Origin of the sequence: Candidatus Thiosymbion oneisti (assembly GCF_900092655.1) — a bacterium.
Taxonomy (GTDB): Bacteria; Pseudomonadota; Gammaproteobacteria; order Chromatiales; family Chromatiaceae; genus Thiosymbion; species Thiosymbion oneisti.
Genome location: NZ_FLUY01000572.1, coordinates 1 through 13,722, shown reverse-complemented (window position 1 = coordinate 13,722; position 13,722 = coordinate 1). Strand labels below are relative to the sequence as shown.

Sequence of the window (13,722 nt, the reverse complement as noted above, 5' to 3'; positions counted from 1 at the left end):
CTGGTGTAACCGGGGGTGCCGGCAGGTACAGTGCAAACCCGCCGCCGCTTTGGATTTAGCGACGTATCCAGCAAGGTATTGCAGCCAGGGGAAAGCGCCGTCGCCGCGGCGCGCGTGGAACTCGTTGCCCAGGTTCTTGGCAAGCGCCGCTGGTATCCCTCGTCGCTGAGGTTCGATGCGGTCGCGCCGCTTTGCCGGCGCACTCCAAAGCAGTCCGGAATCCTTATAAAGAGCCTTTCGATTTTCGAAATCCCGGTATTTTCACGTGCTGAGGGCGGCACATCCCGGTGCCACAGGGGTACCTCGGATTTTTCAAGATGCCCTGAGCGGCCGGTCCATCTCAGTGAAGAACCTAAGAGGCGGTCTAAAAAGGGACCGTAGGCCGTAGGCTGGGTTGCGGCCAGGGATGGCCAAAACCCAGCAATAATCAAAGCTGGGGTTCGTTCCTCACCCCAGCCTACCGATTTAAAATCAATGGGTTAGTTTTTAGACAGCCTCTAAGACGATAGCAAGCAAACACAACAGAGGAGAACATCCAATGCCTACCAACCAAACGCCATACCCGGAAGGTGAAGACCGCTCAAAACGGGCTTCCGAAATCAGAGCAGCGGCCGATAAAATCAGAGCCGAGCGTCCCAAGGTCATCACCAAAAACAACGGCGAAGAAGACAACTATGCACCCTATTACATCACGAACTTTACAAAAGGATTGCCACATGATGACCACGGAGTAGTAAAGAAAGGAGCCTTCGAGAAGTTCCGTGACGCCATCAATAAGCCGGAGTGGCATTTTGACGTGTCGACGGGCAATGAGGATGCGCAGGGCAATACGACTTACTGCTCGACCATCGAGGACCCCTGCACGGGGAAGAAACTGCCGGCACCCTCCTTTAGGACATGGGAGAGTCCTCTTGCCGGCCATGTCTACGACCTGCAAGGGCCGGACGCGGGGGATGTGGGTATGGCGCCTGCGCCGCGTCTCGATTCATGTGAGCTGGCGGTGGAGATGGCGGAAGTCTATGCCGCTGCCTTGCTGAGGGATGTGCCTTTTTCAACCATCGAGGCAGGCAAAGACACGCTCATCAGCCCAGATCCCGCTGGAAATACTACGGCGGTAGCAACTGCTCAAGAGTTGATCAAGCTGATAGCCGGTATGGACTGGTTCAAAAAAGAACCAGAGCCATCGTGCTGCAACAAGCCGACCCGGCAGGAAACCAATCGCCGTAAGGCCCGTCTCGAGAAGGATCTCGACAAGCCTGACGAGAATGGCAAGTTCACATGCAAAACCTTTCTCCGCGGATCGGCACCCGGGGCGAAGGAGAGTCCATTCCTCTCCCAGTTCCTACTCGTCGGTAATAAGGGGCACACCTGCAATGAGAAGGGAGAAGACTATATTCAACAAGGCTACATTGAATATGGTACTCAGGTCATCGATCAACGCGTTGCGGTGCACAAGGTCGGCGTCGATTTCATGACCGACTGGTGCAGTTGGTTGGATGTACAAAACGGCGCGGATGTCACAGAGGCGGTAGAATTCGAATCCAAACGAGAATGCGAGCCCAAACAAGAATGCGGGTTCAAAGGCCGCTTCATAACGACCCCCCGGGATCTGGCGACCTATGTGCACTATGACGCCCTCTATCAGGCCTATCTGAACGCCTGTCTGATCATGCAGGGACTGAAAATTCCCTTTGACCAGGGGTTCCCCGAGGGCAAGGGCCATCCCACACGTGCTGCATTTGCCACCTTCGGTGGTCCACACATCCTGTCGCTGCTGACCGAAGTGGCGACACGCGCCCTGAAGGCCGTGAGACGGCAGAAGTTTAACTACCATTGCCGTACCCGCCCCGAGGGGATCGGTGGTTTATTGACGGCTTATGAGAATGAGGAAGATGGAAGATTCGGCAAGAAGGGTGAGGCGGCGATTGGTAAGCTGTATAACTCGCTACCATCCGATCTGTTGGGGTACATCCGTGACCACAATCAACGTCAGAATGGCCCGAGCATCAAGCATGCCCGAAAGGTAACCTGCACCAAGTCCTCACCCTTTACTATGGGTAAAGATCAAAACGGAAAAGATCAAAACCTGCTCTTGCCAATGGCCTTTCCGGAAGGTTCACCGATGCATCCGTCCTACGGTGCCGGGCACGCCACCGTGGCCGGTGCCTGCGTCACCATCCTGAAGGCATTTTTCGAGATGTATGACGATGATGGTAAAGAGTGTAAGTTTCCCTGTGCATATAAGCCGTCGGACGACGGGATGTCGTTGGAAAAAGTGCCGGATGAGCTAACGGTGCAAGGGGAGCTCAACAAGCTGGCCGCTAATATTTCCATCGGGCGCAACATGGCCGGCGTGCACTACTACTCGGACTACTATGATTCCTTGCGCATGGGTGAGCGGATCGCCGTCGGAATCCTGCAGGAACAGATCATTACCTACGGGGAAAAGGTGTCGATGACCTTCGAGACCTTCGACGGCGAGGTGGTGGTTCTGGAGAGTCAACCGGGGAGTCTTAAACCGCTGTTCAGATACCACTCGGGCCTGGGGTCGAAGTCGGGAATAGTACCGTCCAGTTGGTGGACGAAGCACGTCTACTAACCGTCCGCCGGATAAACACAGGGATGTGTTTCTGTCTTTGCACTTCCTGGGCGGGTAGTGGTTAAGTTTTAGGCTCTTTATGGATTGCGGACTGCTTTGGAGTGCGCCGGCAAAGCGGCGCGACCGCATCGAACCTCAGCGACAGGGGATACCAGCGGCGCTTGCCAAGAACCTGGGCAGCGGGCTCCACCCGCGCCGCAGCGACGGCGCTTTCCCCTGGCTGCAACGCCGGGCCGGGGATAGAGGCGTCGCCAAATTCAAAGCGGCGGCGGGTTTGCACTGTACCTGCCGGCACCCCCGGTTACACCAGGTACCCTGGGTTTCTACCAATGCCGGGATAACCTCGCCGCCGCACTCCAAAGTTTCCGCCGGACCGCTCCGGCTCGCCGCCTGCCGGTGTGTCCCTGCACGCAGACAGGTGCTCACTACGTTCGACGGTCGTGCCGGGGAGGGAGGATAGAACAGTCTGGAGTCTATAAAGAGCCAAGTTTTAAATGGTGTGTTGGGCTACGAGCTTCGCCCCGCTCCCACCGAGGGTGTCGCAAAAGTCATTTCGAACCACAGAGAGCACAGAGCCCGCGTAGGGCGGATAAGCCGGCGCCATCCGCCGTATGTCAGCCACCTTCGTCGCCCTGGCCTGACCCGACCTAGGGGCTTGATTTTCGCGATGAGTTAGCTCAATAAGGACTTTTGCGACACCCTCCCGGGGGGAGAGGAGGTACAGCTCGTGGCGTGCCCAACCCACTGCCAGTGGCGATGTTTCTATTTAAACTTCTACTACTACCTCCTAGCGTAAAGCCATTCCGCGCTGGGTTAAGGCGAAGACAAGTTACTCCACACCATTTCTCAGCTTGGCGGCGCTAGGGTGGAATCACCGTCACCGGCGCCACCCGTTTTGCGTCTGCGCCGCCGGCGATGCTGCTTGACGCCTGCACCCTCGGTTTCCTTGGTCTCGGCTTTATGCGGTTCTCCCTCGACCGCTTGCGGACGTGATTTGTGCCTGCCCCCATGGCCGTGACCATGGCCGCGGCGCTTGTCCTGGGGATGGCGCCGCCGGGGCGTGCGCACGAACCGCGCCGGGTCGATCTCGGCCAGTAGATCCGGGGTCACGGGCCTGATCGCAATTTTGGCGCCGATGAAGGCCTCGATATCCGGCAGGCAAAAGGCGTAGGTCTCGCAGACGAAGCTGACGGCATCGCCGGCGGCCCCGGCCCGGGCGGTGCGACCGATACGATGGACATAGTCCTCCGCATCCTCCGGCAGGTCATAGTTGATCACGTGGGTCACGTCCGGGATATGCAGGCCGCGGGCGGCTACGTCGGTAGCCACCAGGATCGGCAGCCCCCCTTCCTGGAACTGCTTGAGCAACCGCAGGCGCTTCTTCTGGGGCACGTCACCGGAGAGTACCGCCGCGTGCAGGCTATGGCCTTCCAGATAGCCCCAGATGGCCTCGGTCGCTCGCTTGGTGTTGGCGAAGACGATGACGCGGGCCTGCTCCAGGCCCCGCAGCAACCCGACCAGCAGGGGGATCTTCTCGTCGTTGGCGATCATGAAGCAGTGCTGGGATACCCGGTCGGCGGTCACCTGATCCGGCTGGATCTTCACCGGGTGCGGGTGGTTCATATGCTCATAGGCGAGCTCGGTGACCCGGTAGGAAAGGGTTGCCGAGAACAACATCCCCTGCCGCTTGGTCGGCGGTGGCATGCGGCGCAGCAGATAGCGGATGTCGCGGATAAAGCCGAGATCGAACATGCGGTCCGCCTCGTCGATGACCGCCACTTCCACCGCCCGCAGGTCGAAGACACCTTGCTTATAATAATCGATGAGCCGTCCGGGGGTTCCGACCAGGATGTCCACCCCGGTGTTCAGAACATCACGCTGCTCCTGATAACCGGTGCCGCCGTAAACCAGGCCCAGACGAAACCCTGTATGCCGATTGAGGACCACTGTATCCCTGTGGATCTGCACGGCAAGCTCCCGGGTCGGTGCGACGATGACCACCCGCGGTTGGTTCACCCGACGTTGCGGATGCGGCTCATACGTGACGAGCCGTTGCAGCGCGGTGACCAGAAACGCGGCCGTCTTGCCGGTCCCCGTCTGGGCCTGCCCGGCCACATCCCGTCCGGGCAGCGCCAGCGGGAGGATCTCCGCCTGGATGGGCGTACAATGGGTAAATCCGGCGTCTTGAAGCCCCTGGAGAATCCGGGGGTCGAGGTCGAAGGAGGCGAATCGCGTGTCGGTCAGGTGGGTCTGGGTCATGAACAAGGGACGGAAAATCGGTAGGTTTACCCCCACTTGTCGATAGCAGGGGTTGCATATTTCTGAATTCTTGGCTCAAATAGCATCTTAATCCGAAGGGCGTACCGACGCCAATTCCCCGCCGCTTCTCTGTCCCAGCGCCGAATGCCGCAAACGGCAGCCTCTATCCCTCAAGCATCAACCTAACGGGAGATCACCTCTGTGAGCGAACGCATCGTCCATGTAACGGATGACTCCTTCGAGCAGGAAGTCTTACAATCGTCCAAGCCGGTACTCGTCGATTATTGGGCCGACTGGTGCGGCCCCTGCAAAATGATCGCACCTGTGCTGGACGAGATCGCCGCCGAGTACGAGGGCCGGGTCCGGGTCGCCAAACTCAACATCGACGCTAACCCGAACACGCCTCCGCGCTACGGAATCCGCGGTATCCCGACGCTGATGCTGTTCAAGGAAGGCGAGGTAGAGGCGACCAAGGTCGGTGCCGTCTCCAAGTCACAGCTCACTGCCTTTATCGATAGTAACCTGTGACCCAGCGGGGAGAGGCCTGTCCACCGCGATCACAGCGAGACAGCAACGCCGACTGCGGCGTCCGTCCGAGTGTCCCTCGCCGCAACATCCGTCACCTAAGGAAGTCTCCACCGCGATGCACGTCTCCCCGCATCCGATCGGGGCGTTGCAGCACCCTGCCCTCGGATACGCTAGACACACCTCGCTTCCCACGAGAGATCCATAGGCGACAGACTAAAGTAGCATCCCCCGCGCCTCGCTGCCCGATCCACACCCCACAAGGGCCAATCGGGGGAAACTCAAGGAAATCCCTACTTAAGGGTTTTCCGATGCGCGAAGTCGGAGCTGCGCTTTACGACTTCGTTTCATGTTCGTTTCATGTTCGTTTCATGTTCAATCAGCTATCCGAGCGAACATGGCGGGACATCCTTAACCTCATACAGGCACCTTGAACTTAAGATGGCCTTGCAACCGAAACAGTATCATGAACCTGACTGAACTTAAGAAAATGCCGGTGCCTGCCCTCGTGGATCTGGCCCGAACCGTAAACATCGAGGGCATGGGAAGATCCCGCAGACAGGAGCTCATCTTCGCGATTCTCAAGGCCCAAGCAAGGAAAGGTGAGGATATCTACGGGGACGGTGTGATCGAGATCCTGCAGGATGGTTTCGGCTTCCTGCGCTCCGCCGATGCATCCTACCTTGCTGGCCCGGACGATATCTATATCTCGCCGAGCCAGATCCGCCGCTTTGGCCTGCGCACCGGCGACACCATCTCCGGGAAGATCCGGCCACCCAAGGATGGCGAGCGCTATTTCGCGCTGCTCAAGGTCAACGACATCAACTTCGATCGGCCAGAGAACGCCAAGCACAAGATCCTGTTCGAGAACTTCACGCCCCTGTTCGCGAACCAACGGCTGCAGCTGGAGATCGGGAACGGCAGCACCGAGGACATCACCGCCCGTACTATCGATCTGTGCGCCCCCATCGGCAAGGGCCAGCGCGGCCTCATCGTCTCCCCGCCCAAGGCCGGCAAAACCATGATGCTGCAGAATATCGCCCAGTCCATCGCCCACAACCACCCGGAGTGCTTCCCCATCGTGCTGCTCATCGATGAGCGCCCGGAAGAGGTCACCGAGATGGCGCGTTCGGTACGCGGCGAGGTTATCTCCTCCACCTTCGACGAACCCGCCACCCGTCATGTCCAGGTGGCCGAGATGGTCATCGAAAAGGCCAAGCGTCTGGTGGAACACAAAAAGGATGTGGTCATCCTGCTCGACTCCATCACTCGACTGGCCCGTGCCTACAATACGGTCGTGCCTTCCTCCGGCAAGGTCCTCACCGGCGGTGTGGACGCCAACGCCCTGCAGCGCCCCAAGCGCTTCTTCGGCGCCGCGAGAAACGTGGAAGAAGGCGGCTCCCTGACCATCATCGCCACCGCCCTGGTGGAGACCGGCTCGCGCATGGACGATGTCATCTACGAAGAATTCAAGGGCACCGGCAACATGGAGATCCACCTCGACCGGCGCATCGCTGAGAAACGTATCTTCCCCTCCATCAACATCAACCGCTCCGGCACCCGCCGCGAGGAGCTCTTGATGAAGCCGAACGACCTGCAGAAGATGTGGATCCTGCGCAAGATCCTGCACCCTATGGATGAGCTGGCCGCCATGGAATTCATGCACGACAAGCTCAAAACCACCAAGACCAACGGGGAATTTTTTGACTCGATGCGGGGGTAGAGCAAGCAGATGCGGAAATACCACGTCTACGGCATCGGCAATGCCCTGGTGGATATGGAATACGAGGTGGATGTCAGCGACCTCGTCAAGCTGCGGATCGATAAAGGGGTCATGACCCTGGTCGATGCGGACCACCAGATCCGGATCATGGATCACCTCAAGGGACACCATCACCGGAAGGGTTCCGGCGGCTCCGTGGCCAACTCCATCATCGCGGTCAGCCAGCTCGGCGGCAGGGGCTTCCATTCCTGTAAGGTGGCCAACGATACCCTCGGTCGCTTCTACATGGACGACCTGATCACCGGCGGCGTGGATACCAACCACCACACCCATCGAGAGGACGGGCACACCGGGTGCTGCGTGGTCCTGGTCACACCGGACTCGGACCGAACCATGGTGACCCACTTAGGTGTAAGTGGCGACCTGGCCGAGCAGGAGCTAGTCCCGGAAGCCCTGCGCGCTTCCGACTATCTCTACACGGAGGGCTATCTGGTCACCTCCGACTCAGCGCGCAGGCTGTCCATCACCGCCAAGGGGATTGCCGAGGCGGCGGGGGTCAAGACCGCTATCTCCCTTTCGGACCCCAACCTGGTGACCCACTTCAAGGCAGGTCTCATGGCGATGATCGGCGGTGGCATAGACCTGCTCTTCGCTAACGAGGCCGAGGCCAAGGGCATGGCAGACACGGAAGACCTGAATGCGGCCACCGCCTTTCTGAAGACGATCGCAAAGGAATTCGCGATCACCCGGGGCCCCGAAGGCGCACTGGTCTACGACGGCAATGCCATGATCGAGATCGCACCGGTCAAGGTCGCTGCGGTCGACACCCTAGGCGCCGGAGACATGTTCGCCGGCGCCTTCCTCTACGGCCGCACCCAGGGCTGGGGCCACAAACGCTCGGGGGATCTGGCGGCGGCGGCCTCCGCCAAGCTGGTGACCAGCCTGGGGCCGCGTCTCAGTACCGAGGAGACCCAGGCCGTCCTGCGGCGGTTCCTGTAACCCAATGCCATTAAGATAAGCGTTACGATTGGCAAACAAGAGGAAAAACTACGAATCACGCGAATCCTCGCGAAATTGTCATCCCGAACCGAAGGGAGGGATCTTTTTCACGCCGATTCGCGTGATTCGTAGTCAATTCCTCTTTCAGGGAAACACCATGCCTGTCTATGAGTTCTATTGCCCCGACTGCCATACCATTTTCAACTTCTTCTCCCGCCGAGTTGACACCGAAACGCAACCCACTTGCCCCGGTTGCGGCCGGCCCGACCTGGCGCGGCAGGCGTCCCCATTCGCCATCTCCAAGGCCAGGGGCGGGCATGCAGAGGACGCCGAGTTGCCGCCCGGAATGGACGAGAAGCAGATGATGCGCGCCTTCGCGTCCATGGCCGGCGATCTCGAGAACCTCGATGAGAACGACCCGAGGCAGGCGGCCGGAATCATGCAGCGCCTGTTCGACGCCACCGGCATGCAGCCCGGCGCCGGCATGGCGGAGGCCATCCGCCGCATGGAAGCAGGCGAAGACCCGGACCAGATCGAGGCAGAGCTGGGCGATGTGCTGGAGCAGGAAGACCCCTTCGCCGAGACCGCCGTAAAATCTTCCCGACCCGACCTGAAGGCCCTGCGGCGCGAGCTGATGCCGCCCAAACGGGACGAGATTTGGTATCCTCTGCGGTAGGTTGGACAAAGGGCGTAGGATGCGGTGAGTAATCCTGAATGATTCGGCGTTGTCGGAAGGATTGACTCCGATCTCAAACCAAGAGCACCACCTCTTCTTTTCTGGCTGTATTTTTTTCGTTCGTTCCTTCGGAGGGCGAAAATGTACGATTTTGATGAATTGAAAAAATACTTTGAAAAGTATTTCCCCCCATCTGTTGCCCGTTTTTTCGCGTTAGTCTTATTGCCTGCCTTCATTATTATCAATGTAGTTACAAAGATAGTTGAATCTCTTGGAAGCACCTACTCCATAGTGAAAAAAACCACTACAGAGGCAGAGAAGATTAGACGTGAAGCTGAGAAGATTCAACGAGAAGCAGAGAAGATAAAGGCAGACACAGAAGTTGAACTGCGTAAGCAAAGAATTGAAGAAGAAAAGTGGAACTTAGAAAGAATTACCCTTAAAGAGAAGACTCACAGATTGCAGGAAAAAAGTTTGAAGGAAGAATGATGCATATAGCATTACTTATCGCAGCGTTTCTAGCTATTTTGTTAATTTTCCTTTATACGAAAAAGGAAAAAATTACTCCACTATCTGAGTTTACACGCTCATGCAATACGCTTCTTGACGATAACCGCGCGACATCTGATGTCGCATTTGTAGTAGAATCAGTGATTGATGTGGTCGATAAACGCTCCTCAGATTTCTACCAAAACCTTAATGCTAAGTTAAATACGTTGTATCGAGAGGCGGAAAAAACGCAGTGTTTTTCCCCGTTGCGTAGCGAAATAAACGCAGTATTTGCCTCGGCGGATAAAGTATTGAGGCAATATGTCAAACACAGAGGTGCATAACAATTGTGCCCAGTGCTGACCTGATACCAACAAATAGCCAAATAATGAGTTAGGAAGAAAAAATGCAACCAATTCGTATAATTCTTGATGATGCACCTGAAAATATACATATTCCTGAATCGCTGCAACATCAGCGAGTAGAGGTGATCTTTCGGTCATTAGATACAGAAGATTCGGTTGTTTCCAGTAATAAAATCAAAGATATTGACAGTGCCTGTGGAATTTTGACAGCTTCGCATAGTATTAGTCTTGAGCAGATGGACGAAACAATAAAAAAACGTGTGATAAGAAATTAGGTAAGTTACCAGGCGTTCAACAGATTATTTGAGACGCCTTCTCGGGCAGCACCGAATCATGCCGGACAGCTTCTCAATCCTCGCCAACCACCTCGACGACCTCGAGTATCAGGCGGCCACGGGCCAGGCGTGCGTCCACTCGGTCTCCGGGCACGAGCCGACCCGCGTCGGTGATGACCCGCCCCGTCGGCACCCGACGCAAGATGGCGAAGCCCCGCGTCAGGGTAGCCAGGGGGCTGCGCGCCTCCAGACCCTGAACGGCGCGGGCCAGGCGTTCGCCGCGGGCATCCAATATCCGATCCACCGCCTCGTCCAGCCGGCGCCCGAGCGCACCGACGATCAGGTACCGGCGTGCCAGCTCATCTTGCGGCGACGCCCCCCGTACCCGCAGGGTGAGCGGATCCAGGCGTCTCCGCACCTCTGCCAGCCTTCTCTCCACCGCGGTGGCCAAACGGCGTTGCAGCGCCTCGACATCCCGCTGCCGACGCCGGAGCCGATCGCGTGGATGCAGCAGACGTAGGTGCCGCTCCGCAGCGGCGAAGCCCTGCCGGCGCGCGGCAAGCTCCCGCGTCAAGGCCGCCTCCAAGCGCTGCCCGCAGGCCCCCACCCGCTGTGCCATATGCTGCGCGGAGGGGCTGACCAGCTCCGCCGCCGCCGATGGCGTCGCCCCGCGCCGGTCGGCGGCAAGATCGGCGATGCTAAAATCGATCTCATGGCCGATCCCCGTGACCACCGGGATGGCCGAGCGGCGGATGGCGCGGGCAAGGGCCTCATCGTTGAAGGCCTGCAGGTCTTCCAGCGACCCACCCCCCCGAGCTAGGATCAAGACATCGCACTCCGCCCGTCCGTTGGCCAGATCGAGCGCCGCCACCAGCTCCCTAGCCGCACTCTCGCCCTGGACCTGGGCCGGATAGATCAGCACCGGCAAGGCCGGAAAGCGCCGCTCCAGCACGGTGAGCAGATCGCGGACGGCGGCACCGGTGGGTGAGGTGATCAGACCGACTTGGCGCGGGATGGACGGCAGCGGTCGCTTGTGCGACTCGTCGAACAACCCCTCGACGGCGAGCCGCTGCTTCAGGCGCTCGAACTGAAGACGTAAGGCGCCCTCCCCCGCCGGCTCCATGTGTTCGACGATTAATTGGAACTCGCCGCGACCCTCATAGAGGCCGACCCGTGCCCGGACCAACACCTGCTGGTGGTTCGCAGGCTTGAACCCGAGCAACAACCGTTTGGACCGGAACATGGCGCAACGCACCTGGGCCGCAGGGTCCTTGAGGGAGAAGTAGATGTGCCCGGAGGCCGGCTGTGCCAGGTTGGACAGCTCCCCCTCCACCCACAGCAGCGGAAAGCCGCCTTCCAGCACGGCGCGGGCCTCACGGTTGAGGCGCGAGACGCTGTAGATGTCCCGGGAGAAATCCAGCAGGTTACAGACGGAATCCCGTTGCATGCAGGTAAGGGCGAGCGCGTATTTGATCCGCAGATTACGCAGATTCGCGCCGATTTCTCAAGCAGACCATGCGCTGGTGTCGGAGGCCCTTGGCGTCAAGGTCGAGTAACAATCCCCATTGTATTCCGCTTACAGCGTGAGCAAAGATAAGAATCTGCGAAAATTTGCGTAATCTGCGGATGAAAAAGATATCGTTCAGGTGCTGGAAGCCGGCGACCGGAGACTGGTAGCTAGAGGCAATCGATACGCACTTGCCTTGCGTCTGTGATCGTCCGAATTTACCCTCCGCGGCGCAAAATCTATAATTCGTCGTTACCCCTCCCGAATGCACGCCCCAATCGCCATGCGCCTGATCCAGGAAGCCCTCACCTTTGACGACGTCCTCCTCGTACCGGCCTACTCTCGGGTCCCGCCCAACGCAGCGGACCTGGGTACCCGCCTGACCCACGCTATCGATCTCAAGATCCCCCTGATCTCCGCCGCCATGGATACGGTTACCGAGGCACGACTGGCTATCGCCTTGGCACTGGAGGGCGGAATCGGCATCGTGCACAAGAATATGAGTACCGAGCGGCAGGCACGCGAGGTACTCACGGTCAAGAAGTACGAAAGCGGCATCATCCGCGACCCGATCACGGTCACCCCCGAGACCAGCATCGGGGAAGTCAGGCATATCACCCGGGCCAACAACATCTCCGGCGTCCCGGTCGTGACCAATGAAGGACAACTTGACGGCATCGTCACCGGGCGCGATCTGCGCTTCGAGACCCGCTACGATGCCCCCGTGTCCTCCATCATGACCCCCCGTGACCGCCTCGTGACCGTGCGTGAGGACGCTGGCCGCGAAGAGATCGTGGGCCTGCTGCACAAACATCGGATCGAAAAGGTACTGGTCATCAACCAGGACTTCGCGCTGCGGGGCATGATCACCGTCAAGGACATCCAGAAGGCCAAGGACTTCCCCAAGGCGTCCCGGGACGACCACGGGCGCCTGCGGGTCGGCGCCGCAGTCGGCGTCGGGGCCGGTACCGACGAACGGGTCGCGGCCCTGGTGGAGGCCGGCGTGGACGTGGTCATCGTGGATACCGCCCACGGTCATTCCCATGCCGTCCTCGAGCGCGTGGCCCGGGTCAAGCAAGAGTTTCCAGAGGTCCAGGTCATCGGCGGCAACATCGCCACCGCCGCTGCCGCCCGCGCACTCGTAGAGGCGGGGGCCGATGCGGTCAAGGTCGGCATCGGGCCCGGCTCCATTTGCACCACCCGCATCGTGGCAGGAGTAGGCGTACCCCAGATTACGGCGGTTGCGGATGTCACGGAGGCCCTCGCCGACAACGATATACCCGTGATCGCGGACGGGGGACTGCGCTACTCGGGCGATATCGCCAAGGTCATCGCGGCCGGCGCCCACAGCGTCATGATCGGCGGACTCTTTGCTGGAACGGACGAAGCACCCGGCGAGGTGGAGATCTACCAGGGTCGATCCTACAAATCCTACCGCGGCATGGGCTCCCTAGGCGCCATGGGCGGCAAGGAAGGCTCCAGCGACCGCTACTTTCAGGACGACGAAGAGCAAGAAAAGCTGGTGCCCGAGGGCATCGAGGGACGGGTGCCCTACAAGGGCAGCGTACTCAATGTAATCCACCAGCTCATGGGCGGCCTACGCGCGAGCATGGGCTATACCGGCTGCGCCAATATCGAAGCAATGCGGACCAAACCGGAATTCGTGCGCATCAGTGGCGCGGGCATGCGCGAATCCCATGTCCATGACGTGCAGATCATCAAGGAAGCGCCGAATTATCGGATTGGGGCCTGATGTACCCAATAAGGAATCAGTATGGCAATTTTTGAGTTGTTTTCAAAACGATAAAAAAAGCTGAGAGGGAAAGTATCGGACGTATATGTGTACGAAGAGATCCCGGAATCGTTACGTGTGCAAATAAAGAAGATGGGCATGGTCAGGGTGCTGAGATTTCAATAGTTCCCGAACATTCGGCGAGTTACGCACTGCTGATAGGGATGTCCATTTATCCTCCGTGAGTCAATATTATCCGACCAAATCGGATATGATTTCAGACCGTCCAGCAAGCGACAGTGGCGGCAACTTTGGGCGCCTAGCCCGCGCCGGCGTTATGGAAGACTATGTAGCAGGACTATTCGAGGAAAAACTGGCCGGTATTCCGTTGCTGGCTTGGCAACAGTTTCTCTCGATTTTCACCGAAAGTGTTTCAAACGCGGAAATAGATAGGGCTCTGGAACGAATCGCAAGGAACGCTGCCTTATCTGTATCCCAATGCCATTAAGTTAAGCCTCAAAGCCCCTCTCCCGGCGGGAGAGGGGTTGGGGAGAGGGCGAACGAAAACAGGGA

Annotated in this window: 13 protein-coding genes; 11 read left to right on the top strand and 2 right to left on the bottom strand. The window is 58.7% G+C overall.

Going from position 1 to position 13,722, the window contains the following annotated elements; translation table 11 throughout:
• Positions 1-538: 538 nt before the first annotated feature.
• Positions 539-2,599 carry a vanadium-dependent haloperoxidase gene (locus tag BQ17_RS06125; RefSeq protein WP_089725256.1) on the top strand — a complete coding sequence of 687 codons (2,061 nt, stop codon included), beginning with the start codon at positions 539-541 and terminating at the stop codon, positions 2,597-2,599.
• A gap of 79 nt (positions 2,600-2,678) precedes the next feature.
• On the top strand, positions 2,679-3,059 hold the full coding sequence (locus BQ17_RS20365; RefSeq protein WP_141699131.1) for a hypothetical protein: 381 nt from the start codon (positions 2,679-2,681) through the stop codon (positions 3,057-3,059).
• A 386-nt stretch (positions 3,060-3,445) separates the two neighbouring features.
• On the opposite strand, the gene BQ17_RS06115 is transcribed toward BQ17_RS20365, so the two are convergent.
• Entirely contained in the window at positions 3,446-4,858 is a 1,413-nt protein-coding gene (locus BQ17_RS06115) for a DEAD/DEAH box helicase (protein ID WP_089725257.1), read from the bottom strand.
• A 201-nt stretch (positions 4,859-5,059) separates the two neighbouring features.
• Here BQ17_RS06115 and trxA point away from each other — a divergent pair, with 201 nt between their 5' ends.
• From trxA to BQ17_RS20360, 7 genes are all read left to right on the top strand, one after another.
• On the top strand, positions 5,060-5,386 hold the full coding sequence (trxA, locus tag BQ17_RS06110) for a thioredoxin TrxA (protein ID WP_089725252.1): 327 nt from the start codon (positions 5,060-5,062) through the stop codon (positions 5,384-5,386).
• A gap of 463 nt (positions 5,387-5,849) precedes the next feature.
• Positions 5,850-7,106: a transcription termination factor Rho gene (gene rho / locus BQ17_RS06105; protein WP_089725250.1), complete on the top strand. Its 1,257-nt coding sequence runs from the start codon at positions 5,850-5,852 to the stop codon at positions 7,104-7,106.
• A gap of 9 nt (positions 7,107-7,115) precedes the next feature.
• Positions 7,116-8,105, top strand: a complete 990-nt coding sequence (locus BQ17_RS06100) for an adenosine kinase (protein ID WP_089725247.1) — start codon at positions 7,116-7,118, stop codon at positions 8,103-8,105.
• A gap of 157 nt (positions 8,106-8,262) precedes the next feature.
• Entirely contained in the window at positions 8,263-8,781 is a 519-nt protein-coding gene (locus tag BQ17_RS06095; protein ID WP_089725245.1) for an FmdB family zinc ribbon protein, read from the top strand.
• Between the two features lie 141 nt (positions 8,782-8,922).
• Positions 8,923-9,270 (top strand): hypothetical protein, encoded by a 348-nt coding sequence (locus BQ17_RS06090; protein ID WP_089725243.1) that lies wholly within the window; start codon positions 8,923-8,925, stop codon positions 9,268-9,270.
• On the top strand, positions 9,267-9,614 hold the full coding sequence (locus BQ17_RS06085; RefSeq protein ID WP_089725241.1) for a hypothetical protein: 348 nt from the start codon (positions 9,267-9,269) through the stop codon (positions 9,612-9,614). Before BQ17_RS06090 ends, BQ17_RS06085 begins: the two co-directional genes overlap by 4 nt.
• A gap of 62 nt (positions 9,615-9,676) precedes the next feature.
• Positions 9,677-9,910, top strand: coding sequence for a hypothetical protein (locus BQ17_RS20360; protein ID WP_141699130.1), 234 nt, complete (start codon positions 9,677-9,679; stop codon positions 9,908-9,910).
• Between the two features lie 73 nt (positions 9,911-9,983).
• On the opposite strand, the gene xseA is transcribed toward BQ17_RS20360, so the two are convergent.
• Complete coding sequence (gene xseA / locus BQ17_RS06080) at positions 9,984-11,357, bottom strand: exodeoxyribonuclease VII large subunit (protein WP_089725239.1); 1,374 nt, start codon at positions 11,355-11,357, stop codon at positions 9,984-9,986.
• Positions 11,358-11,700: 343 nt separating this feature from the next.
• Between xseA and guaB the strand changes: the two genes are divergently transcribed.
• Both guaB and BQ17_RS06070 read left to right on the top strand, forming a co-directional pair.
• Entirely contained in the window at positions 11,701-13,170 is a 1,470-nt protein-coding gene (gene guaB / locus BQ17_RS06075; protein ID WP_089725237.1) for an IMP dehydrogenase, read from the top strand.
• Positions 13,171-13,390: 220 nt separating this feature from the next.
• Positions 13,391-13,657, top strand: a complete 267-nt coding sequence (locus BQ17_RS06070; protein WP_176722317.1) for a hypothetical protein — start codon at positions 13,391-13,393, stop codon at positions 13,655-13,657.
• The last annotated feature ends 65 nt before the right edge of the window (positions 13,658-13,722 follow it).

Bases quoted from the DNA above. Each gene is read 5' to 3' on its own strand.
- guaB (WP_089725237.1), top strand. From the start codon at position 11,701: ATGCGCCTGATCCAGGAAGCCCTCACCTTTGACGACGTCCTCCTCGTA.
- BQ17_RS06090 (WP_089725243.1), top strand. From the start codon at position 8,923: ATGTACGATTTTGATGAATTGAAAAAATACTTTGAAAAGTATTTCCCC.
- BQ17_RS20365 (WP_141699131.1), top strand. From the start codon at position 2,679: ATGGATTGCGGACTGCTTTGGAGTGCGCCGGCAAAGCGGCGCGACCGC.
- BQ17_RS06085 (WP_089725241.1), top strand. From the start codon at position 9,267: ATGATGCATATAGCATTACTTATCGCAGCGTTTCTAGCTATTTTGTTA.
- BQ17_RS06095 (WP_089725245.1), top strand. From the start codon at position 8,263: ATGCCTGTCTATGAGTTCTATTGCCCCGACTGCCATACCATTTTCAAC.
- BQ17_RS06115 (WP_089725257.1), bottom strand. From the start codon at position 4,858: ATGACCCAGACCCACCTGACCGACACGCGATTCGCCTCCTTCGACCTC.
- BQ17_RS06100 (WP_089725247.1), top strand. From the start codon at position 7,116: ATGCGGAAATACCACGTCTACGGCATCGGCAATGCCCTGGTGGATATG.
- xseA (WP_089725239.1), bottom strand. From the start codon at position 11,357: ATGCAACGGGATTCCGTCTGTAACCTGCTGGATTTCTCCCGGGACATC.
- rho (WP_089725250.1), top strand. From the start codon at position 5,850: ATGAACCTGACTGAACTTAAGAAAATGCCGGTGCCTGCCCTCGTGGAT.
- BQ17_RS20360 (WP_141699130.1), top strand. From the start codon at position 9,677: ATGCAACCAATTCGTATAATTCTTGATGATGCACCTGAAAATATACAT.
- BQ17_RS06125 (WP_089725256.1), top strand. From the start codon at position 539: ATGCCTACCAACCAAACGCCATACCCGGAAGGTGAAGACCGCTCAAAA.